The 21,159-nt window shown below is 74.2% G+C and carries 19 protein-coding genes and 1 pseudogene; 16 read left to right on the forward strand and 4 right to left on the reverse strand.

The window, feature by feature from the left end; translation table 11 throughout:
• Positions 1 to 588 carry a M23 family metallopeptidase gene (locus tag ACQPYN_RS10810; protein ID WP_433036673.1) on the reverse strand — a complete coding sequence of 196 codons (588 nt, stop codon included), beginning with the start codon at positions 586 to 588 and terminating at the stop codon, positions 1 to 3.
• A gap of 381 nt (positions 589 to 969) precedes the next feature.
• Between ACQPYN_RS10810 and rpsB the strand changes: the two are divergent.
• The 14 genes and pseudogenes from rpsB to ACQPYN_RS10880 all read left to right on the forward strand — a co-directional run.
• Positions 970 to 1,732 (forward strand): annotated as a pseudogene (gene rpsB, locus ACQPYN_RS10815) (30S ribosomal protein S2); the annotation flags it as partial.
• A 307-nt stretch (positions 1,733 to 2,039) separates the two neighbouring features.
• Positions 2,040 to 2,864, forward strand: a complete 825-nt coding sequence (gene tsf / locus ACQPYN_RS10820) for a translation elongation factor Ts (protein ID WP_433036675.1) — start codon at positions 2,040 to 2,042, stop codon at positions 2,862 to 2,864.
• Positions 2,865 to 2,967: 103 nt separating this feature from the next.
• Positions 2,968 to 3,714, forward strand: a complete 747-nt coding sequence (gene pyrH / locus ACQPYN_RS10825; RefSeq protein WP_433038829.1) for a UMP kinase — start codon at positions 2,968 to 2,970, stop codon at positions 3,712 to 3,714.
• A 12-nt stretch (positions 3,715 to 3,726) separates the two neighbouring features.
• On the forward strand, positions 3,727 to 4,284 hold the full coding sequence (gene frr, locus ACQPYN_RS10830) for a ribosome recycling factor (protein WP_433036677.1): 558 nt from the start codon (positions 3,727 to 3,729) through the stop codon (positions 4,282 to 4,284).
• A 1-nt stretch (position 4,285) separates the two neighbouring features.
• Positions 4,286 to 5,311: a phosphatidate cytidylyltransferase gene (locus ACQPYN_RS10835; protein ID WP_433036679.1), complete on the forward strand. Its 1,026-nt coding sequence runs from the start codon at positions 4,286 to 4,288 to the stop codon at positions 5,309 to 5,311.
• The gene (locus tag ACQPYN_RS10840) at positions 5,308 to 6,030 is read left to right on the forward strand and encodes a class I SAM-dependent methyltransferase (RefSeq protein WP_433036681.1); all 723 of its coding nucleotides are present in this window, start codon (positions 5,308 to 5,310) and stop codon (positions 6,028 to 6,030) included. Before ACQPYN_RS10835 ends, ACQPYN_RS10840 begins: the two co-directional genes overlap by 4 nt.
• Before the next feature lie 157 nt (positions 6,031 to 6,187).
• The gene (locus ACQPYN_RS10845; protein ID WP_433036683.1) at positions 6,188 to 7,438 is read left to right on the forward strand and encodes a glycine cleavage T C-terminal barrel domain-containing protein; all 1,251 of its coding nucleotides are present in this window, start codon (positions 6,188 to 6,190) and stop codon (positions 7,436 to 7,438) included.
• Between the two features lie 9 nt (positions 7,439 to 7,447).
• Positions 7,448 to 8,266, forward strand: coding sequence for a methylenetetrahydrofolate reductase (locus tag ACQPYN_RS10850; protein ID WP_433036685.1), 819 nt, complete (start codon positions 7,448 to 7,450; stop codon positions 8,264 to 8,266).
• Positions 8,267 to 8,296: 30 nt separating this feature from the next.
• A complete protein-coding gene (locus ACQPYN_RS10855; RefSeq protein WP_433036687.1) occupies positions 8,297 to 10,786 on the forward strand; it encodes a GcvT family protein in 2,490 nt (829 codons plus the stop codon).
• Positions 10,787 to 10,793: 7 nt separating this feature from the next.
• Positions 10,794 to 11,549, forward strand: a complete 756-nt coding sequence (locus tag ACQPYN_RS10860; protein WP_433036689.1) for an electron transfer flavoprotein subunit beta/FixA family protein — start codon at positions 10,794 to 10,796, stop codon at positions 11,547 to 11,549.
• A 16-nt stretch (positions 11,550 to 11,565) separates the two neighbouring features.
• Positions 11,566 to 12,549: an electron transfer flavoprotein subunit alpha/FixB family protein gene (locus tag ACQPYN_RS10865; protein WP_433036691.1), complete on the forward strand. Its 984-nt coding sequence runs from the start codon at positions 11,566 to 11,568 to the stop codon at positions 12,547 to 12,549.
• Between the two features lie 54 nt (positions 12,550 to 12,603).
• Positions 12,604 to 13,197 carry a hypothetical protein gene (locus ACQPYN_RS10870; protein WP_433036693.1) on the forward strand — a complete coding sequence of 198 codons (594 nt, stop codon included), beginning with the start codon at positions 12,604 to 12,606 and terminating at the stop codon, positions 13,195 to 13,197.
• Complete coding sequence (rlmN, locus tag ACQPYN_RS10875) at positions 13,194 to 14,348, forward strand: 23S rRNA (adenine(2503)-C(2))-methyltransferase RlmN (protein ID WP_433036695.1); 1,155 nt, start codon at positions 13,194 to 13,196, stop codon at positions 14,346 to 14,348. Before ACQPYN_RS10870 ends, rlmN begins: the two co-directional genes overlap by 4 nt.
• Positions 14,345 to 15,676, forward strand: coding sequence for a GNAT family N-acetyltransferase (locus tag ACQPYN_RS10880; RefSeq protein WP_433036697.1), 1,332 nt, complete (start codon positions 14,345 to 14,347; stop codon positions 15,674 to 15,676). Before rlmN ends, ACQPYN_RS10880 begins: the two co-directional genes overlap by 4 nt.
• On the opposite strand, the gene ACQPYN_RS10885 is transcribed toward ACQPYN_RS10880, so the two are convergent.
• From ACQPYN_RS10885 to ACQPYN_RS10895, 3 genes are read right to left on the reverse strand one after another with little or no spacing between them, the layout of a single operon-like run.
• Positions 15,585 to 16,331: a maleate cis-trans isomerase family protein gene (locus ACQPYN_RS10885; protein ID WP_433036699.1), complete on the reverse strand. Its 747-nt coding sequence runs from the start codon at positions 16,329 to 16,331 to the stop codon at positions 15,585 to 15,587. The genes ACQPYN_RS10880 and ACQPYN_RS10885 overlap by 92 nt on opposite strands.
• Complete coding sequence (locus ACQPYN_RS10890) at positions 16,328 to 17,239, reverse strand: ABC transporter substrate-binding protein (RefSeq protein ID WP_433036701.1); 912 nt, start codon at positions 17,237 to 17,239, stop codon at positions 16,328 to 16,330. Before ACQPYN_RS10890 ends, ACQPYN_RS10885 begins: the two co-directional genes overlap by 4 nt.
• A gap of 44 nt (positions 17,240 to 17,283) precedes the next feature.
• On the reverse strand, positions 17,284 to 18,540 hold the full coding sequence (locus tag ACQPYN_RS10895) for an MFS transporter (RefSeq protein WP_433036703.1): 1,257 nt from the start codon (positions 18,538 to 18,540) through the stop codon (positions 17,284 to 17,286).
• A 107-nt stretch (positions 18,541 to 18,647) separates the two neighbouring features.
• Between ACQPYN_RS10895 and ACQPYN_RS10900 the strand changes: the two genes are divergently transcribed.
• Together ACQPYN_RS10900 and ACQPYN_RS10905 are read left to right on the forward strand one after the other, a co-directional pair.
• Positions 18,648 to 19,562, forward strand: coding sequence for a LysR family transcriptional regulator (locus ACQPYN_RS10900; protein ID WP_433036705.1), 915 nt, complete (start codon positions 18,648 to 18,650; stop codon positions 19,560 to 19,562).
• A gap of 71 nt (positions 19,563 to 19,633) precedes the next feature.
• Entirely contained in the window at positions 19,634 to 21,139 is a 1,506-nt protein-coding gene (locus ACQPYN_RS10905; protein WP_433036707.1) for a serine/threonine-protein kinase, read from the forward strand.
• Positions 21,140 to 21,159: the final 20 nt, after the last annotated feature.

A 21,159-nucleotide genomic window follows, 5' to 3' on the forward strand; every position in this document is an offset into this window, starting at 1 on the left:
TCACGGGTCGGTCGGCAGCAGCCGCACGCGCCCGAGGCCCAGGAGCAGCAGGGGGTCGAGGTACTCCAGGGCGCCCACCGCGCCGGTGGTCGACGGGCGGCGCAGGCCCCAGTGCAGACACGCTGCGACGGGGCAGCCGCGGTGCCCGGGGTCGAGGACGCCGAGCGGGTCGCCGCGTCGCACCGGCGTGCCCGGCGCGACGCTGACGGTGAGCGGCTCGTAGGTCGTGCGCAGGCCGTCACCGTGCTGCACCGAGACGACGCCGCGCCCGGCCAGGCGGGCGGCGTGGACGACGACACCGTCGCCGGCGGCGAGCACCGGGAGCCCGGGACGCCCGGCGAGGTCGGCGCCCCGGTGCCCGCGTCCGTAGTAGTGCGGCGGCGGGTCGAACAGGCGCGTCGCGGCGCCCGGCACGCCGGCCCGGGCGGGCGCGCCGTCGCCGTCCACCCCTGCCAGCGGCCAGCCGTAGGCCCCGACGGGGACCACCGGCGGGGGAGCGGGCGCGCCGACGGCGGGGGAGCCGGTGGCGAGGAGCGCAGCCGCCAGCACGGACAGGGCCAGCGCGCGGAGCACGAGGGACGTCGTCACACGGTGTTCGACGCAGCGGACCCTGCCCCGGCTCCCTCGGCGTGCGACGAAGCGGATTTCCGCGCACCCAGTGCCAGCGTGGACGCAGGGCTTGCACCGCAGGTGCACCCACCGCAGGAGGGCGCAGGTGGGCCGGGAGTAGACTCGTGACCAGCGGTCCGTCCTCTCCCCGTCCGCGGGGAGCAGATCGGGCCGACTTCGCGTGTCCTCTCAAGTGCCCGCACGCCCAGGCGCTGCCAGAGCCGCATCCGGGCGGTCCCGCCACCGGCGGGTTCCGGATCGGTCACGAGGACACCAGGGCGGCGGCCCGACCCGGGACCGCCGCAGCAAACCGCCGGGCCCGAGCACGTGTCGGGCCACCGAGAGAGGTAGTTCCACCGCATGGCCGTCGTCACGATGCGCCAGCTGCTGGACTCCGGTGTCCACTTCGGACACCAGACCCGCCGCTGGAACCCCAAGATGCGCCGCTTCATCTTCACGGAGCGCAACGGCATCTACATCATCGACCTGCAGCAGACGCTGTCCTACGTCGATCGCGCCTACGAGTTCGTGAAGCAGACCGTCGCCCACGGCGGCACGGTGCTCTTCGTCGGCACGAAGAAGCAGGCCCAGGAGGCCATCGACGAGCAGGCGCGTCGCGTCGGTATGCCGTTCGTCAACCAGCGCTGGCTGGGCGGCATGCTCACCAACTTCCAGACCGTGCACAAGCGCCTCCAGCGGCTCAAGGAGCTGGAGGCCATGGAGCAGAGCGGGGGCTTCGAGGGTCGCACCAAGAAGGAGATCCTCATGCTCACCCGCGAGCACGACAAGCTCGAGAAGACGCTCGGCGGTATCCGCGACATGGGCCGCGTGCCCAGCGCGGTGTGGGTGGTCGACACCAAGAAGGAGCACATCGCGGTCGGTGAGGCCCGGAAGCTCAACATCCCGGTCGTCGCCATCCTCGACACCAACTGCGACCCCGACGAGGTCGACTACCCGATCCCGGGCAACGACGACGCGATCCGCTCGGCGGCCCTGCTGACCCGCGTGGTCGCGCAGGCCTGCGCCGACGGCCTCCAGGCCCGCGGCCAGCGCAACGGCGGCGGCGACGGCGAGCGCGGCGAGGACGAGCCGCTGGCCGAGTGGGAGCAGGAGCTCATGGCTTCCGGCGGGGACGGCGCGAGCGCGCCGACCGGCCTGGAGCAGGGCAGCACCAGCTCCGCGGTCGACGCGCCCGGCGACTCGCCGGTCGCGACGCCCGAGGCCGAGGCCACCGCCGCGGCCGCCGGGGACGACACCACGCCGGTGAGCCGCCCCGAGCGGACGGCCGGCACGGTCGACGCCAACTCGGAGAGCGACGACAACGCGATCGCCGCGGCGCCGGAGGCCGGTCAGGTCAACGGCACGCCGCAGGGCTGACACGCCCCGCAGGCGACACGACAACGACGACGAGGACGGACGAGAGCCGCACCATGGCGAACTACACCGCTGCGGACGTGAAGAAGCTCCGGGACCTCACCGGGTCCGGGATGATGGACTGCAAGAAGGCCCTCGAGCAGTCCGAGGGCGACCTCGACGCGGCCGTCGAGGCGCTGCGCATCAAGGGCGCGAAGGACGTGGGCAAGCGGGCCGGCCGCACCACCGCCAACGGCATCGTGGCGGCCCGTGACGGCGCGATGATCGAGCTCAACTCCGAGACCGACTTCGTGGCCAAGAACGCCGACTTCGTGCAGCTCGCCGAGGACATCCTCGGTGCCGCGCTCGAGAACAGCACCAAGGACCTGGAGTCCCTCAAGGCCGCCACCCTCGGGCAGGGCACGGTCGACGAGAAGGTCCAGGAGCTCTCGGCGCGCATCGGCGAGAAGCTCGAGCTGCGTCGCGTGGCCGTGCTCGACGGCCCCACCGCGACGTACCTGCACCGGCGGTCCTCGGACCTGCCCCCGGCCATCGGCGTGGTCGTCGCCTACACCGGCGACGGCGACGAGGCGTCGGAGGCGGCCCGCGGCGCGGCCATGCAGGTCGCTGCGGCGCGCCCGCTCTACACCACGCGCGACGAGGTCCCGAGCGACGTGGTGGAGAACGAGCGCCGCATCGCCGAGGCCACCGCCCGCGAGGAGGGCAAGCCCGAGAAGATCCTCGAGAAGATCGTCGAGGGTCGCCTCAACGGCTACTACAAGGACACCGTGCTCCTCGAGCAGGACTCGGTGTCGGTGGACAAGAAGTCGGTCGGCAAGGTGCTGGAGGAGGCGGGCGTCACCGTCCGCACCTTCGCGCGCTTCGAGGTCGGCCAGCCCTGACGAACCGCTCACGGCGCCGGCGCCCGGGAGACCGGGCGCCGGCGCCGTGACGGCGGCACCGCCGGAACCCGTGGTGGAGGAGAGCGTGGCGAGTCCCCAGACCGTGTCCGACGCCGACCCGGAGGCCCGCCCCGGTCATCGCCGGGTCCTCCTCAAGCTCGGCGGCGAGATGTTCGGCGGCGGCGCCGTCGGCGTCGACCCCGTGGTCGTGCGGACCGTCGCCCGCCAGATCGCCGACGTCGTGGCCTCCGGCGTCGAGATCGCCGTCGTCATCGGCGGCGGCAACTTCTTCCGCGGCGAGGAGCTGCACCGCTACGGGATGCAGCGCCAGCGTGCCGACTACATGGGCATGCTCGGCACGGTCATGAACTGCCTGGCCCTGCAGGACTTCCTCGAGCGCGAGCACCACATCGACACCCGGGTGCAGACGGCCATCACGATGGGCCAGGTCGCCGAGTCGTACATCCCCCGGCGCGCGATGCGCCACCTCGAGAAGGGCCGCGTCGTCATCTTCGGCGCCGGCGTGGGCATGCCCTACTTCTCGACCGACACGACCGCGGCGCAGCGTGCCCTCGAGATCGAGTGCGAGGTCGTCCTGCTGGCCAAGGGCGTGGACGGTGTGTTCACCGCCGACCCGAAGATCGACCCCACGGCGACGATGTTCCACGAGATCTCCCACCGCGAGGTCCTGGAGAAGGGCCTGAAGGTCGCCGACGCGACCGCCTTCAGCCTCTGCATGGACAACAACATGCCGATCATGGTGTTCAACCTGCTCGTCGAGGGGAACATCGCCCGTGCGGTGCGGGGTGAGAGGATCGGGACGCTGGTCCACACCCCCTCCGGCCCCTGAGGAGAGCCCTACATGATCGACGAGACGCTCCTCGATGCCGAGGAGAAGATGGAGAAGGCGGTCAGCGTCGCCAAGGACGACCTCGGCGGTGTGCGCACCGGCCGAGCCAGCCCGGCGATGTTCAACCGCATCCAGGTCGAGTACTACGGCGCGTGGACCCCGCTCAACCAGCTCGCCTCGGTGCAGGTCCCCGAGGCCCGCATGGCCGTGATCAAGCCCTACGACGCCAGCCAGCTGCAGAGCATGGAGCGCGCGATCCGCGACTCCGACCTCGGCGTCAACCCCAGCAACGACGGCCAGCTCATCCGCGTCGTGTTCCCGCAGCTCTCCGAGGAGCGCCGCAAGGACATGGTCAAGGTCGCCCGCAGCAAGGGGGAGGACGCCAAGGTCTCGATCCGCAGCGTGCGCCGCACCGCGATGACCGAGCTGCAGCGCATCGTCAAGGACGGCGAGGCCGGCGAGGACGAGACCGGGCGGGCGGAAAAGGAGCTCGAGACCGTCACGTCCCGCTACGTCGCGGCGGTGGACGATCTGGTGAAGAACAAGGAAGCCGAGCTCCTCGAGGTCTGACGTGCCCTCCTCCGCGTCGCGGCCCCGACGGCCCGCCCCCACCGAGTCCCCGGCCTCCCCGGCGGACGCGACCCCGGGCGACGCCGTCGAGCCGCAGGACGACGACAGGCCCGACGACGCCCAGCCGGAGAAGGCTCCGCCGGAGAACGCCCCGCCGGAGAACGCCCAGGCCCAGGACGCCCAGGCCCAGGACGCGCCGAAGCGCAGCTCCAAGGCCGGCCGCAACCTGCCCGTCGCCATCGGGGTCGGGCTCGCGATGGGGGCCGTCATCCTCGTCGCGCTGCTCACCGTGCGGCAGGCGTGGATCGCGATCGTGGCGGTCTCGGCCGTCATCGGCACCTGGGAGCTCTTCGGTGCCCTGCACCGCGGCGCCGGCATCCGCCTCTCGCGCGTCCCGGTGCTCGTCGGGGGCCAGGCGATGATCTGGCTGGCCTGGCCGTTCGACACCGAGGGCATCCTCGGCGCCCTGCTCGTCACGGTGATCGGCTGCTTCCTGTGGCGCATGCGCCTCGGCGCCGGCGGGTTCGTCCGTGACGTCGGCGCCTCGATGCTCGTGCTCTGCTGGATCCCGCTCTGCATGGCGTTCGCGACGATGCTCGTCGTCCCCGCCGACGGCGCCGCGCGCGTGCTGGTCTTCCTCATCGTCGTCATCTGCTCCGACACGGGCGGCTACGCCCTGGGCGCCCTGATCGGCAAGCACCCGATGGCGCCGAAGGTCAGCCCGAAGAAGTCCTGGGAGGGCTTCGCGGGCTCGATCATCGCCGGCTCGACGGGCGCGTGCCTCTCGATCGCGCTGCTGCTCGACGCCCACTGGTGGTTCGGCCTGATCGTCGGCCCGCTGCTCGTCGCGACGGCGGTCACGGGCGACCTGGTGGAGTCGCTCATCAAGCGCGACCTCGGCATCAAGGACATGGGCTCGGTGCTGCCGGGCCACGGCGGCCTCATGGAGCGCCTGGACTCCCTGGTCACCTCGGCGCCGGTCGCGTGGCTGCTGCTGCTCGTGCTCGTCCCCCTCCCGGGGACGTGACGCGCTTCCGGAGGGGGGACGTCGTCGAGTCCCCCAACATCTGGCGCTGGCCCGAGGTCTACGAACGCGAGAACGCCGCGCAGGACGCCACGGGCGCGCTGTGGGACGCGGTGTGCGAGCTGGCCCCGCACGACGGCGCGGACGTCGTCGACGTCGGGTGCGGCGACGGCTACCACTTGCCGCGCTTCGCCGAGCGTGCCCGCTCCGTGGTCGGCGTGGAGCCGCACCTCCCGCTCGTGGCGCGGGCCCGCGAGCGCGTGACCGACGACCCCGCGTGCCGGGTCGAGCAGGGGAGCGCCGCCGCCCTGCCGCTGGACGACGACTCCGCCGACGTCGTCCACGCGCGCACCGCCTACTTCTTCGGCCCCGGGTGCGAGCCGGGGCTCGCCGAGGCCTCGCGCGTGCTGCGTCCCGGCGGGGTGCTCGTGATCGTCGACCTCGACGCCACCCGCCACTCCTACGGCGCGTGGATGCGAGCGTCGGCGCCCCGCTACGACCCGAACGCCGCCGAGCGCTTCTTCGCCGGCGAGGGGTTCGCCGTGCGCCGCGTCGACACGCAGTGGCGCTTCCCGGACCGCACGACGCTCGCCGACGTCCTGCGCATCGAGTTCACCCCCGCCGTCGCGCAGAAGGCCGTCGACGGCACCCCCGGGCTCGCCCTCTCGGTGGGCTACCGGGTGCACACGCGTCGTGAGCCCGCCGGGCTCCTGCGGCCCTGACGCGCGTCCGGATATATCAGTCCTTCAGTACCCCTTGACGTGATCTCGCTCACGGTCGCAGACTCGTTGCGTCAACGACAACCGGTTGCGTATACCGCAACATCGTCCGAGCGGTTCAGTGGAGGTGCCTTCGGACGCACGATGAAGTGGAGTGCCGATGACGGACGTCCTGCCCAGCCGGGCCGCGGTCGACATCGCGCCGGGACCAGCCCCGACGGTGGTCACCGATCCGGCGGTCCTGCTGTATCCCCGCCTGCGGAAGTCGCCCTACTTCTGGAAGTCCCGGGCGCACGGCGTGGCGATGTACAGCGTCTACAACCACACCTACCACCCCCGGCACTACGGCGACCCGGTCGCCGAGTACTGGGCGCTGCTCGAGGGCGTGACCCTCTGGGACGTCGGCGTCGAGCGCCAGATCGAGATCACCGGGCCGGACGCCTTCGCGTTCACCAACATGCTCGTGCCCCGCGACCTGACGAAGTGCGCCGTCGGGCAGTGCAAGTACGTGTTCATCACCGCCCCGGACGGCGGGATCATCAACGACCCGGTCCTGCTGCGCGTCGAGTCCGACCGGTTCTGGCTCTCGCTCGCCGACTCCGACGTCGGGCTCTGGGCGACGGGGCTGGCCCACGCCGGGGGCTGGGACGTGTCGGTCCGGGAGATCGACGTCGCTCCGGTGCAGGTCCAGGGCCCGAAGGCCAAGGCCCTCGTCACCGACCTCTTCGGGGCCGACGTCGCCGAGATGCCCTACTACCACCTGCGCCACGCCGTGCTGGACGACATGGAGGTCGTCATCAGCCGCACCGGCTACAGCGCGGAGATCGGGTACGAGATCTACCTGCACCACGCCACCCGCGACGCGGGGAAGCTGTGGGACCGGGTGTGGGAGGCGGGCCTGCCGCACGACCTGCGCCCGATCGGCCCGTGCCACATCCGGCGCATCGAGGGCGGCATGCTCGCCTACGGCTGCGACATCACCCTCGACACCAACCCGCTCGAGGTCGGCTACGACTACACGTGGATGGTCGACCTCGACCAGGAGGCCGACTTCGTCGGCAAGGACGCCCTCATCCGGGCCAAGCAGCGGGGCCTGGACCGCTCGCTGGTCGGTGTGGAGATCGGCGGGGCGCAGCTCGGCACGTTCAACGACGGGTCGATGATCGAGCCGTTCACGGTGCGGGACGGCTCGGGTGCCGTGGTCGGTTCCGTGACCAGCGCCTGCTGGTCACCGCGGCTCGAGCGCAACATCGGGCTGGCGATGGTCGCCACGCCGTCGACACCGCTGGGGACGGCGCTGGTGGTGGACGCCGGCGCGGGGGACGGCGGGACGCTGGGGCGTGACGTCCGCGAGGCCGTCGTGGTCGAGAAGCCCTTCGTCGACCCGCGCAAGCAGACGCCCAAGGGCTGAGTGGCCGTCATGGAGCCGGGGACCCTCGCCGCGCTGCTCGACCGGCCGCGCTACGAGGTGGCGCCGGTCGCGGGCGTGCTCGGGGCCGCCGCCGATCTCCCAGCGGGGGCGACGGTGGCCGTCACCGCCTCGCCGAGCCGGGGCCCGGAGGCGACGGTGGCGGTCGCCGAGGGGCTCGCCGGCCTCGGGTTCGCCCCGGTGCCGCACCTCGCGGCGCGCAGCCTGCGCGACCGCGGTGAGCTCGCCGGGTACCTCGACCGGCTCGCCGGGGTCGGCGTCCGCGACGTGTTCGTCGTGGGCGGCGACGCCCGGGAGCCGGCCGGGGAGTTCCCCGACGGGCTCGCGGTGCTCCGGGCGATGGAGGACCTGGGCCGGCGGCCGCCGCGGCTGGGCGTGCCGTCGTACCCGGACGGCCACCACCGGATCGCCACCGACGTCCTCTGGACCGACCTGGCGGTCAAGGCACGGCACGCCGACTACACCGTCACGCAGCTGTGCTTCGACGCCGATCTCGTCGGGGCGTTCGTCGACGAGGCCCACGGGCGGGGGATCCGCCTGCCCGTGATCGCCGGCGTCCCCGGCGTCGTCGACGCCGCGCGCCTGGTGCGTGTGAGCGTCCGCATCGGCGTCGCCGACGCCGTGCGCTTCGCCCGCTCGCACCGCGGGACCGCGGGCTCGCTGCTGCGGTCGCGCTCGCACCGTCCCGACGACCTCGTCGAGGCCCTCGCCGCCGGCGGGAGCGACCTCGCGGGGCTGCACGTCTTCACGTTCAACCAGATCGAGCCGACCGTGCGGTGGCTGACCGAGGCCCGCCGCGCGGCCGCCTGAGGCTGGACACCACGCTGGGAAGGACCCGCCGTGACACCGTTCCCTGACCGTGCCCAGGTCGTCGTGATCGGGGCCGGCATCGTCGGCAACTCCGTGGTGCACCACCTCGCGCGGCTGGGCTGGCGCGACATCCTGCTGGTGGACAAGGGCCCGCTGCCCGACCCGGGCGGCTCGACCGGCCACGCGTCGAACTTCGTGTTCCCCGTCGACCACTCGCGCGAGATCACGCAGCTCACCGCGGACTCGTCGCGGCAGTACGCGGAGCTCGGGACGCTGACGACGTGCGGCGGCATCGAGGTCGCGCGCACCCCGGAGCGCGTCCAGGAGCTGCACCGGCGCATGTCGTCGGCGCGCGCGTGGGGCATCGACGCAGAGCTGATCACGGCGGGCGAGGTGGCGGAGAAGGTCCCGTTCCTCGACCCGACGGTCGTGCTGCGGGGGTTCTGGACGCCGTCGGTGGCGGTCGTGGACCCGCTGCGGGCCGGTGAGCTGATGCGCGAGCGGGCCACGGCCGCGGGCGCGCTCACCGTGTCGGCGATGACCGAGGTGCTGGCCGTCGACACCGACGACGGGCGCGTGACCCGGGTGCGCACCGACCGCGGCGACGTCGACACCGAGTACGTCGTCGTCGCGTGCGGGGTGTGGAGCCCGCGCATCGCGGCACTGGCGGGGGCGGCGATCCCGCTGACGCCCGCGGTGCACCAGATGATCGACGTCGGCCCGATCGCCGAGCTCGCCGCCACCGGGCGGGAGATCGCGTTCCCGATCGTGCGCGACATGGACCCGCTGATGTACGAGCGGCAGAGCGGCGCGGACCTGGAGATCGGGTCGTACGCCCACCGCCCGATCCTCTGCGAGCCCGACGACATCCCGTCGCTGGCGGCCGCGGCGCTCTCGCCGACGCAGCTGCCGTTCACCCCCGACGACTTCGACCCGCAGATGGAGGCGGCGCTCGAGCTGTTCCACCCCGTCCTCGACCGCCCCGACGCCGGCATCCGGCACGCCATCAACGGGCTGCTCTCCCTCACCCCCGACGGGCACCCGCTGCTGGGGGAGACCCCGGAGGTGCGCGGCCTCTGGTCCGCCGCCGCCGTGTGGATCAAGGAGGGGCCGGGTGTCGGGCGGCTGATCGCCGAGTGGATGACCGAGGGCGCCCCCGAGATCGACGCGGCCGCCTCCGACATCGCCCGCTTCGCCCCGCACGAGCGCACCCGCCACCACGTGCGCGCCCGCGCGTCCGAGGGCTTCAACAAGACCTACGGGATCACGCACCCGCGCGAGCAGTGGAGCTCCGACCGCGGGGTGCGCCGCTCGCCCTTCCACGAGCGCGAGGTGGCCCTGGGCGCGGAGTTCTTCGAGGTGGCGGGCTGGGAGCGCCCGCAGTGGTACGCGTCGAACGCGCCGCTGGTGGCGGAGCTCGGCGTGGCCGACCGCCCGCACGAGTGGGACGCGCGCTGGTGGTCGCCGATCATCAACGCCGAGCACCTGGCGATGCGCCGGGGTGCGGCGATGATCGACCTCAGCGCGTTCTCCCAGTTCGACGTCCGCGGCCCCGGAGCGCTCGCGTACGTCCAGCACCTCACGGTGGCGCAGATGGACCGGCCCGCCGGGCGGGTGATCTACACGCCGGTGCTCGGCCCGGACGGCGGGTTCCGCAGCGACCTGACCGTCGTGCGGCTCGGCGACCGGCACTTCCGGGTGGTCACCGGCGGCTCCGACGGCGCGCGGGACCTCGCGTGGTTCCGACGCCACCTGCCGGGCGACGGGTCGGTCTCGCTGACGGACGTGACCTCGGCGGTCGGCACCCTCGGGCTCTGGGGTCCGCGGGCCCGCGACGTCCTCGCGGCCGTCACCGACGACGACGTGTCCGACGCCGCCTTCCCGTTCGCCACCGGGCGCACGATCACGATCGGCTCGATCCCGGTCCTCGCGCTGCGCCTGTCCTACGTCGGCGAGCTCGGGTGGGAGCTGCACGCGCCCTTCGAGTGCGGCCTGCGGCTGTGGGACGCCATCGCCGAGGCGGGCGCGCCGCACGGCCTCGTGCCCGCCGGCATCGGCGTCTACGGCGCCACCGCGCGCATGGAGAAGGGCTACCGGCTCGTCGGCCACGAGCTCGACGCCGAGCACGGGCCGGTGGAGGCAGGGCTCGCCCTGCCCGGCCTGAAGTCCCAGGACTTCGTCGGCAAGGCCGCGTACACCAAGGCCCGCGAGGGCGAGCCCGAGGCGACGCTGTGCACGCTGACGCTCGACGACACGTCCCGCTTCCCGCAGGGCGGCGAGCCGGTCCTCACGCCCGACGGCGCCCGTATCACCGACCGCCGGGGCCGGCCGTCGTTCGTCACCAGCGCGGGCGCAGGCCCGTCGCTCGGGACGTACCTGCTGATGGCCTACCTGCCGCCCTGGCACGCCGTCGAGGGCACCGGGCTGCTCGTCGAGTACCTGGGGGAGCGCTACCCGGTCACGGTCGCGCGGGCCGGCCGGACGCCGCTGTTCGACCCCGACGACACGCGGATGAGGTGACGGGCCGATGGACGTCCTGGTCTGCGTCAAGCGCGTCCCGGCCGTGGGCGCGGAGATCCTGCTGACCCCCGACGCGACGGCGATCGACACCCGCCACCTGGGCTTCACCATCGGGCCGCACGAGGAGTGCGCGGTCGAGGAGGCGGTGCGCATCGCCGAGCGCACCGGCGGCTCGGCGGGCGTGCTCACCGTCGGGCCGCCCGAGACCGAGGAGCAGCTGCGCTACGCGCTGTCGATGGGCGCCGACCACGCCGTCCGGGTCGAGAGCCCCGAGACGGACCCGGACCCCGAGGCCACCGCAGCGGCCGTGACGGGCGCGCTGGGCGAGCTGCCGCCCTACGACCTCGTCCTGTTCGGCGAGGCCTCGGCCGACGCCGGGCACGCGCAGGTCGGGTTCCGGGTCGCCTGCGCGCTGCGGCGCCCGGTCGTCGGCGGGGTGAAGGGGATCGAGCTCGGCAGGGAGACGGTGACGCTGCGCCGCGAGTCGCCCGACGGGGTCGAGGTCCACGAGGCGCCGTTGCCCGCCGTCGCCGCCGTGCTGGAGGGCCTCAACCTGCCCCGTTATCCGACGATCAAGGGCCGGTTGCGGGCGAAGAAGGCGCCGATCCGCGTCCTGGACGGCCCGGGAACGACCGGTGGCCTGCGCACCCTGCGGCTGCGCCACCGGCCCGAGGCGCGGGCGCAGACCGTCGTGCTGGGCCGCGGGGCCGCGGCGGCGCCGGCGGTCGTGGACGTGCTCGCCGAGCTGGGGATCGTGCCCTGAGGGAGATGGTGCACTGATGGTGCTGGTCGTGGTCGAGAGGGACGGCGACGGGACGCTGACCGAGGGGTCCGCCGAGGTCCTCGCCGCCGCGCGGGACCTCGCCGAGTCCCTCGGCGTCCCGGTGGAGGCCGTCGCGGTGGGAGAGCCCGGGGATCTCCCGGACGACCTCGTCAAACGGGGGGTCGGGCGTCTCCACCTGCTGACCCACGAGCTGCTCGACGACGGGTCGCCGTCGTGCCTGGGCGAGGCGCTCGCCGGGCTCGTGGCCGAGCTGCGCCCCGCCGCCGTGCTCGCTCCGAGCACCGACCGGAGCACCGAGGCGATGGCGTGGGCGGCCGCGGAGCTGGGGATGCCGCTGGCCACCGCGTGCACGGAGGTCCGCCCCGGCCAGAACGGGGACGACGGCGCCTGGGAGGTCACCCGGGAACGGGCGGGCGGGATCCTGCTCGAGGACGCGGCCCTGACCGCGCCGATCCGGCTGTGCACGCTGCGCCCCGGGAGCCCGGCGCCGAGCGAGACGGCCGCGGCGGACCAGATGACGGTGCACGTCGTCGTCCCGGAACTGCGGGCGGTGCCGCGGGCCCGGCTGGTCGAGCGCCGGGAGCGCGCCGCCGGGATGACGCTGACCACCGCCCCCGTGGTGGTCGCGGGCGGGCGCGGGGTCGGCAGCTCCGAGGGCTACGCGGTGCTCGAGGAGCTGGCCGGTCTGGTCGGCGGGGCGGTCGGGTGCTCGCGGGTCGCGACCAACAACGGCTGGCGCCCCCACGCCGACCAGGTCGGGCTCACCGGCACCCGCATCAGCCCGGACCTCTACGTCGCGTGCGGGATCAGCGGCGCCACCCAGCACTGGGTCGGCTGCATGAACGCGCGCTCGATCCTCGCGGTGAACACCGATCCCGAGGCGCCGATGGTCACCCGCGCGACGTGGGCGGTGATCGGCGACGTGCACGAGGTGCTGCCGGCCGTGGTGGACGAGATCCGGCGGCGATCCGGGCGCTGACCACGGTGGGGCCGCTCGCGAGGTGGTGGCGTCCGCGGGGTTACCGTGGAGGTCGTGTCCGCGTATCCGCCTCCCCGTCCGCCCGGGCGTGGCTTCCAGGGTTCTCCGCCGCCGCGACGCGGCGGCCGGGCCGTCCGCGTCGACCCCGTGCTCGTCGAGCTCGCGGCCGGGCTCGTGTGGCTGGCGGTGGGCACCCTGGGCCTCGGTGCCGACGGGGTCGGCACGCTGATCCTCGCGATCGGCATCGCCGTCGCCATCGGCATCGGGGTGGAGAACCGCCGTCGGGGGCCGCGCCCGTTCGACACCTCGCGCTCCACCGAGGTGCTGCGCCTCGCCGCGGGCGTGGTCGTCATCGTGATCGTCGCGTCCATCGTGCTGGGCCTGCTCAGCGCCTCGGACCTCCTGCCCGGCCTGGCGCTGCTGCTCACCGGCGCCGTGTTCGTGCTGCTCAGCCGCTCCACCGGGCAGCGGCCGACGCGCTGGCTGGGCTTCCTGCTCGTCGGCGCGGGCCTGCTCTCGGCGCTGGTCTCGACGATGGCGGCCGGCGGCTTCGTCTCGCAGGGCCTGCTCGGGCTGCTCGCGGGCGTCGTCATCCTGCTCTCCGCGGCCGACCGCGTGGGCCTCGTGGAGATGTTGAGGGACCGATGACCGAGCCCGCCGTGACCCCGGATGCCGGGAGCGCTCCCGGGCCGGTGCTCACGCTCTCGCCGCGCGGCTCGCGCCGCACCCGGCCCGCGCAGCACCTCGCCGACCTCGACACCGAGGGCCGCCGTGCCGCGGTCGCCGAGCTGGGGCTGCCGGCCTTCCGCGCCGACCAGCTCTCGCGCCACTACTTCTCGCGCCTCGAGAGCGATCCGGCGACGATGACCGACCTGCCCGCCGCGGCGCGCGAGACGCTCGGGCCGGCGCTGCTGCCCTCGCTGCTCACCCCCACCTGGGAGCAGGACTGCGACGGCGGCACCACCCGCAAGACGCTGTGGCGCGCTAACGACGGGGCGCTCGTCGAGAGCGTGCTCATGGGCTACACGGACCGCGCCACCGTCTGCATCTCCAGCCAGGCCGGGTGCGGCATGGCGTGCCCGTTCTGCGCCACCGGCCAGAACGGCCTGGAGCGCAACCTGTCGACCGCCGAGATCGTCGAGCAGGTCCGCGCCGCGGCCGCCGTCGTGCGGGAAGGCGGGCTGGGCGCGAACCTCAGCCGGCTGTCGAACGTGGTCTTCATGGGCATGGGCGAGCCGCTGGCGAACTACCGCCGCGTCGTCGACGCCGTGCACCGCCTGTGCGACGCCCCGCCCGCCGGGCTCGGGCTCTCGCAGCGCTCGGTCACCGTCTCGACGGTGGGCCTCGTGCCGGCGATCCACCGCCTCGCCGAGGAGAACCTGCAGGTGACGCTCGCGGTGTCGCTGCACACCCCGGACGACGAGCTGCGCGACACCCTGGTGCCGGTCAACACCCGCTGGCCGGTGGCCGACGTGTTCGCCGCCGCGCGGCACTACGCCGACGTCACCGGGCGCCGCGTCTCCATCGAGTACGCGCTGATCCGCGACGTCAACGACCAGCCGTGGCGCGCCGACCTGCTGGCCAAGCTGGCGTCGAAGCACCTCGGCCGGCTGGTGCACGTCAACCTCATCCCGCTCAACCCGACGCCGGGCAGCAAGTGGGACGCGAGCCCCGCGCCGGTGCAGGCGGAGTTCCTGCGGCGCGTGCGCGAGGGCGGCGTGGCGTGCACGGTGCGCGACACCCGCGGCCGCGAGATCGCCGCCGCCTGCGGGCAGCTCGCGGCCACCGCCCGGCCGTGACCTGGCAGGTCCACCGGCTCGTGCCCTCGCTCACGGAGGGCGCTCCCGACGCGGACACCGCGACCTGGATCCGGGCCATGATGGCGGCGTTCCTGGGGCCCCGGCCGGGGCCCGAGGAGATCGCGACGATGGCGGCGTCCTACGCCGGGCAGCGCCTGCGCGGGGTGTACGAGACCGCGGACACGTCCCCGGTGGCCACCCTGCGCTCCTGGGACACCGCGATGACCGTGCCGGGCGGCGAGGTGGCCGTCGACGCGATCTCCTCGATCGGCGTCCGCGCCACGCACCGGCGCCGTGGCCTGCTGCGCGCGTTGCTCGTCGACGACCTCGCCGAGGCGGTGCGCGCCGGCACCCCGGTCGCGGCGCTCACGTCCACGCAGGGCTCGCTCTACGAGCGCTTCGGCTTCGGGCTCGCCGCCTGGACGCGGTCGCTCACGCTCGACACCCGCGCGGCCCGGTTCCGCGACGCCGGGCCCACCGGCCGCCTCCGGACGCTCGACCCGGCGGGCTTCGCGTCGGTCGCCGGGCCGATCCAGGACCGCGCGCGGCGCCGGCACCCGGGGTCGATGGACCGGTCCGCCGCGTCGTGGCACGCGCTGATCACCGGCGGCCTGTACGACTCCTCGCCCCGCTCCGCGATCGCCTGGGCCGACGCGACCGGTCGCCCCGCCGGCTACGTCGTCTACGGGGTGGCCGAGTCCTGGTGGGGCACCGGTTCGGCGACGCTCGCCGTCCACGACCTGCAGGCGACGACCCCGGAGTCCTACCGCGAGCTGTGGCGGCACCTGGGCTCGCTCGATCTCGTCGGCGAGGTGGGGTGGGCGAACGCCTCGCTCGACGAACCGCTCCCGTGGCTGCTCACCGACCACCGCGCGGTGGGCTCCGGCGGGCCGCGCGACATGCTCTGGTTGCGCGTCCTCGACGTCCCGGCCGCGCTGGGGGCCCGCCGCTACCCCGTCACCGACCGGATCGTGCTGCGCGTGCACGACCCCGACCGCCACGCCGAGGGCGGCTGGGCGCTCGACACGACCGACCCGGTCACCCCCGCCGTGGCCGCGACGACCGACGCCCCCGACGTCGAGATGGACGCCGCGGCGCTCGGGTCGCTCTACCTCGGGGGCGTCGACCCCGGGTCCTCGCCCGGGCCGGGCGGCTCTCCGAGCACAGCCCCGGCGCCGCCGGCCGCCTCGCCCGGCTCGTCGCCGCGCCCGGGGTGCCCTGGAACGGGATCCGCTTCTAACCGGTCAGCAGCCGGCCGAAACGCGGCACGACGTCGCCGACCCCCGCCCGGCGCAGGGCGTGCCACACGGCGGCCTGGTTGCTGGTGACCACCGGCCGGCCGGTGAGCTGCTCGAGCACCTCGATGGTCGGCGCCGAGCGCAGCGCGGTGCAGCTGAGCAGGTAGGCCTCCGCCTCGGGGTGGGCGTGGCGCGCGACGAAGTCGACCAGGTCCGGCGGCGGCACGCGGGCCATCTCGGTGTTGGTGTCGAGGCCCAGCGCCGCGTCGACGACGACCTCGACACCGTGCTCGGCGAGGAAGGCCTTCTCGCGGTCGTGGACCGCCGGGACGTACGGGGTCAGCAGGCCCACGCGCGTCGCGGCGAGCGCGCGCAGCGCGGCGACGAGCGCGGCCCCGGTGGTCACGGCGGGCACGCCCGTGCGGCGCTCCATGGTCGTGCGCAGCCGCTCCTCGAGCTCCGGGGCGATGGTCGTGACCGCCGTGCAGTGGAACAGCACCAGGTCCGGGTGGGCGTCCGCCAGCAGCTCGGCCGCGGCGTCGACACCGTCGGCCATCCGCGCCAACGCCTCGGGGGAGCTGCCCACCAGGGGGAGCCGCGTCACGTGCGCGACCACCCCGGGCGGCAGCATCGCCGCGATCTCGGGCTCGGCCACGGTGTTGCCCGAGGGCAGGACGATGCCGAGCCGGAGCCGGTCGCCGTAGTCGACGGTCGTGGTCGACGGCGCCGGGGTCGCGGTGCTCACGACGCCACCAGGCTCGCGCGGGCGGCCTGCAGGTAGCGCCGGTCGATGTAGTCCGCGGGCCGGGTCCCGGCGCGGCGGTCGAGGGCCCGGATCAGGGCGCTGACCTCGATCAGCGTGGCCACCGCGGCGTCGCTCGCGTCGCCGTCGCGCGGGAAGATCTCGTCGCGCGTGTAGTCGTCCCAGGCCCGCAGGGTGTACTCCCGGGCGACGCCGGTCTCGGCCACCGCGATGTCGGTGGCGGCCTCCCGGTTCTCGTAGAACCAGGCGTGCGCGCGCACGCAGGCCCGCAGCACCCGCACGAGCGTGTCCTCGTTCGCCCGCGCCCACTCGCGGTCGACGTTGAGGCTGGTGAACTGGAAGTCCGGGAAGGTCTCGCGCGGCTGCGCGAGCGTGGTGTACCCGGCGTCGAGGGCGACGTAGTTGAGCGGGATGCCCTGGAGGCCGGCCTGGATGCGGCCCGCCCGCAGCTCGTCCCAGCGGGCGAGGATCGGTCCGACGGCGCGCATCTCGTAGTCCTCGGGATGGTGCAGCCCGTGGGCCTCGAAGAGCTTCATGACCAGCGAGGAGCTGCCGGCCTCGAGGGAGGAGACCCCGACCGTCCGCCCGCGCATGTCGGCGAAGGAGTGCACGTCCGGCGCCGCGACGAGGTCGAAGGGCAGCTTGTTGACGTTGCCGCCGACGATCACGAGCGAGCCGCCCTGCTCGGCGTCGAGGATGACCTGCTCGGTGACCCCGCACCCGACCTGGGCCCGGCCGTCGCGCAGCCGCTCGACGATCGCGTCGATCGGCTCGTGCAGCTCGACGGTCACGTCGAGCCCCTCGTCGGCGAAGAAGCCGACGTGGTCGGCCACCCACAACGGCATGTTGAAGTAGTTGCGGGACACGGTCACGAGCGTGAGTGGCTCCACCTGGGCTCCTCCTCGTCGGGGGTGTCGGGACGTGGCGCCGGGGATCAGGCGGCCACCCGCGGGCGCGGCGTGCCGGCGGCCGGGGCGTCGAGCGGACGTCGGGTGAGGGTCAGGACGGTCACGGCGCCCGAGAGCAGCAGGACGCCCGCCAGGACGAACGCGGCGCTGTAGGACCCCGACAGCGCCAGGACGTAGCCGGTGACGATCGGCGCGAGCAGGCCGAACGTGTTGCCGCCGAAGATCACGCAGCTGATCGCGACGCCGGCGCGGCGGCCGTCGCGCAGCAGGTCGCCGGTCAGCGCGAGGCAGAGGCCCATCGCCGTCGAGACGCAGGTCAGCGCGATGCTGAAGAGGGTCAGCAGCACCCAGGTCTCCGACACGAGCGGCGTCGCGAGGATGACCGACGAGACGAGCAGGCAGCCCGCGATCAGGCGCCGCCGCGCGTCGATGCCGGCGGACGAGCGGCGCAGGTAGACGTCGCTGACCCGTCCGAGCAGCAGGCCCAGCACCACCGCGACGGCGTAGGGCACGGCGGTGAACGCCCCGGAGCGCACCACGTCGAGATCGCGGGTGTCGGCCAGGTAGCTCGGCAGCCAGGTCATGAACAGGTAGAGGGTGTAGCCGGCGCACCCCTGGGTCAGCGCGAGACCCCAGATGCTGCGGCGGCGCAGCAGGCCCGCCAGCGCCGTCCGGGCCGGCAGCGCTTCCGGGACGTCGGCCGTGGGCGGAGCCTCGGGTGTCGACGGCCGCCGGTAGAGCGCCCACCACCCGGCGGCGACGAGCACCCCCGCCGCCCCCGTGACCACGAACGACGCCCGCCAGCCGACCTCCGAGATCAGCCAGCCGACGACGAGGGCCCCGACGGCGAGACCGGCGTAGGCCCCGCTGTTGAGCCAGGCCGCCGCGCGCCCGCGCTCTTCCGGGGGCGCCCACTCCTGGATGGCACGTCCGCCGACCGGGTAGCTGGCCGCCTCGCCGGCGCCGAGCACCATCCGCGTCGCCACGAGCGAGCCGAACCCGCCCGTGAGGCCGGTGAGGGCGCCGCCGATCGACCACACCACGAGCGAGCCCGCACCGACCGCCCGCGCGCCCCAGCGGTCGACCGCGATGCCGACCGGGACGAGGAACACCAGGTAGGTCCACAGGTACGAGGACAGCGCGTACCCCGTGCCCACCGGGCCCAGGCCGAACTCGCGCGCGATCGTCGGCGTCGCGACCGAGAGGTTGACCCGGTCGATGTAGCTGATCGCCATCATCACGAACATGGCCCCGTAGACCAGGTACCGCCGCTGTGTGTGCATCGCTCCACCTCGAGCCGATCGACCACGGGACCGTGGCCCACCGACCGTAAGTGGCCTGCACCACATGACACCAACGCATGGTGTGCATGGCGCTATGCACGTCACTCATGGACCTGCGGTCGGTCGACCTGAACCTCCTGGTCACGCTCGAGGCGGTGATCTCGGAGCGCAGCGTCACGCGCGCCGCGGCGACGCTGGGCCTGACGCAGTCCGCCGTGAGCCACGCGCTCGCCCGGCTGCGCCGGACCTTCCGCGACGACCTGCTGGTGCGCGGCCCCGAGGGCATGGTCCCCACCGCGCGGGCCCGGGAGATCGCCGCGGTCCTCGGGCGGAGCTTCAGCGAGATCGAACGGGTCCTGGAGGACGAGTGGCAGTTCGATCCTGCGACGTCGTCCCGGCGGTTCACCGTCCGGGCGTCGGACTACGTCGCCCCGTTCCTGCTGACCGAGCTGTGCGCCCGGCTGCGTCGCGAGGCGCCCCGCGTCGCGCTCGACGTCCGGCACTTCCGGTCGCCCGACGAGCGGGTGGAGCAGCAGGAGCTGCACCTGCGGGTCGGCGGCCCGGGCGGCGTCGACGACCCGGCGATCGAGAGCGTCCAGCTCCTCGCCGACGAGTACGTCGTGCTCATGAGCGGGGACCATCCGCACGCGCACACGGAGCTGACCCTCGAGCGCTACCTCGACCTGAGCCACATCAAGGTCTCGCCCTACGCGCTGGGCACCGCCGTCATCGACGACGCCCTGGCCGACCGCGGGCTCCGGCGCCACGTCGCGATCACCGTGCCGAGCTGGTTCGAGATGCGCAACGTCGTCGCCGGGACCGATCTGGTGGTGGCCATGCCCCGCCGCTGGGCGGGGGCGCCGTTCTTCGCCGCGGGCTGTGTGTGGCGTCCGCTGCCCCTGCCCGAGGTCACCTTCACCGTCGACGTGTGCTGGCGACGACGGGACCGCCACGAGCCCGGGCTGCGGTGGCTGCGGGACCTCGTCCTCGGCACCTTCACCGAGGCTCCGGAGGCCAAATAGGATTCCCCCTCCAGGCCGGCGTCCACGGACGTGACGGGCGTGCGAGGCACGGAGGGGGACTGAGGGGGAACGTGGCGAGCGAACGCTTCGGCCCGTACCGGATCGAGGGGATGATCGGGCGCGGGTCCATGGGCGAGGTGCACCGGGCCACCGACCTGCGCAAGGAGCGCACGGTCGCGCTCAAGCGCCTCTCCGTCGCCCACAGCGGCGACGAGGGGTTCGCCACGCGCTTCCGGCGCGAGGCCGAGATGACCGCCCGGCTGCACGAGCCCCACGTCATCCCCATCCACGACTACGGCGAGATCGACGGACAGCTCTACCTGGACATGCGCCTCGTCGAGGGCATCGACCTCAGCGGCGCGATCGCCGCCTCCGGGCCGCTGGACCCGCAGCGGGCGGTCGCGGTCGTCGAGCAGGTCGCGGCGGCGCTCGACGCCGCCCACCGCGCCGCGCTGATCCACCGCGACGTCAAGCCCTCGAACATCCTGCTGGCGCAGCCGGAGGGGTCGGGGCCCGAGTTCGCCTACCTCATCGACTTCGGGATCGCGGCGAGCCTGCGCGACTCCCGCCTCACCGAGCAGAGCACGCTGATCGGCACCGCTGCCTACATGGCACCCGAACGGTTCATGCCCGGGGCCGGCGGCGACCACCGCGTCGACGTCTACGCCCTGGGCTGCGTGCTGCACGAGACGCTGGTGGGCAAGCAGCCCTTCCCGTCCGGGAGCATCCACCAGCTGATGCACGCCCACGTCCACGAGCCGGCGCCCCGGCCCGGCAGCCTGCGGGCCGGCCTGCCGCAGGCGCTCGACGAGGTCGTCGCCACCGCGATGGCCAAGGACCCCGACCAGCGCTACCAGCGTGCCGGCGAGCTCGCCGCCGCCGCCCGCGCGGCGGCGGTCTCGGGCGCCGGGGCGGTGGTCCCGGGGTCACCGAGCTCGCCCACCATTCCGGGGGCGGGCGGGCCTGCCGGTCCCGGCGGGACACCCGGCCGGTCGGACTCGACCGACGAGTTCGCGCGCCCGGCCCTCTCGGGCACGAAGCCGGGCACGAGCCCGGGGACGGCCTCGAGGACTTCCTCGGGGACGGCCTCGGGGACGCAGACGCCGCCGCCGTCCTCGCGGCCGTCCCGCCGCCCCCGGCTGTGGCTGGTCGCCGCGGTGCTGCTGGCGCTGGTCGTGCTCGGCGGCACGGCCTACCTGCTCGCGCGGGACTACCTGCCCGTCGGCCAGGCCGCCCCACCCGGCCCGGCCGCCGCCCGGCTGCCCGACGGCCTCGTCGGGACGTGGAACGGCACCCAGAACGAGCCCGCCTCGGGTCGCGACTTCGGCGTCCGCGTCGACCTGACGGCGGGGGCGGTGGGCGAGCGCGTGGGGCAGATGTCGTTCTCCGTCTTCGACTGCCGCTTCGACCTGGTCCTCAACAGCGTCCAGGGCACCACCGACATGGCGGCCCGGCCGATCGCGGGCCCGTGCTCCGAGGGCGTCGTGCGCGCCACCGAGGCCGGGCCGGACCGCTTCACCTACGAGACCCTCGCCGGCGACCAGGTCGTCGCGACCGGGGACCTCACGCGGGGCTGAGGGCCGAGATCGTCGGGAGG

The sequence above is a fragment of the Actinomycetospora sp. CA-053990 genome, from assembly GCF_050948445.1.
Classification (GTDB): domain Bacteria; phylum Actinomycetota; class Actinomycetes; order Mycobacteriales; family Pseudonocardiaceae; genus Actinomycetospora; species Actinomycetospora callitridis.